The sequence below is a fragment of the Kitasatospora sp. NPDC048298 genome, assembly GCF_043201465.1.
In the GTDB taxonomy this organism is placed as follows: Bacteria; Actinomycetota; Actinomycetes; order Streptomycetales; family Streptomycetaceae; genus Kitasatospora.
Genome location: NZ_JBICYZ010000184.1, coordinates 1 through 1,001, shown reverse-complemented (window position 1 = coordinate 1,001; position 1,001 = coordinate 1). Strand labels below are relative to the sequence as shown.

The 1,001-nt window shown below is 67.5% G+C and carries 1 pseudogene; it reads left to right on the top strand.

From position 1 onward, the window contains the following. Positions 1–336: 336 nt before the first annotated feature. A pseudogene (locus ACGF0D_RS44350) lies at positions 337–1,001 on the top strand (hypothetical protein); the annotation flags it as partial.

The window sequence follows — 1,001 nt, the reverse complement described above, 5'->3', positions numbered from 1 at the left end:
GACGTGCGGTGAAAGTCGCATGCGTCGTTCGGGCTGGGGGCCGTGGGAAAAGGACCTGCTCAGCAGGCATCTCGCCGACGGCCCACCAGTACCCTGTGGCACAACCTCAGCGAAGCGGCCGAGCGGGCCGTCGCCCGACACCGGCAGTGCCTCCACGCGGTAACTCCAGCTCCAAGTCCAGCCGTTACCCCCGAACCCGGACTCCAGGGCGAGAACGCGGACCAGCCCTGGCCGACGGGCTTCCGATTCGCTGACCGCACGCGGGCCCGGCACGCCGCTGTGCACGCTCTGCTGGCTGCGGGCCACAGTCGGCGCGCCGTCCAACGGCAGCTCGGCATGACCTACCGCACGGTCAAGGCTCTGGCCGACGCCGCGACGCCGGAGGATCTCTTCCAAGGCCAGTGGCAGAACCGGCCGTCTGTCCTCGACGACTACAAGCCCTATCTCGACGACCGCTGGATCGAGGGCTGCACCAACGCCTGGAAGCTCTGGGAGGAGATCATCCCGCTCGGCTATAAGGGCAGCTACCAGCGCGTCCGGGCCTACATCCGGCTCAAACGCACCTCGCCACAGCCGGTTACCGCACCGCCGCCATCACCCCGTACTGTCGCCGGCTGGATTCTCCGGCGTCCCACGGGGCTGTCCGAGGCCGAGCAGATCCAGCTCAAGACCATCCTGGCCCACTGTTCCGAGCTCGATGCCCTGACCCGGCACGTCCGCTCCTTCGCCGTCATGCTGACGGAACGCCAAGGAGAGCGGCTTCCGGAATGGCTCGACGCGGTCCGCCAGGACGACCTGCCCAGCCTCCACACCCTCGCCGCCGGCATCGACCGCGACCGGGACGCCGTCATTGCGGGGCTCACCCTCCCCTGGAACTCTGGCGTCGTCGAAGGCCACGTCAACCGGATCATTATGTGGAATCCGATCCGTCAAGTCCGCCTGGTCAGTGGGTGTGGTCAGTCAGGCTGCTGGATAGCGGGAGTGACAGGTGTTCCGTTGAA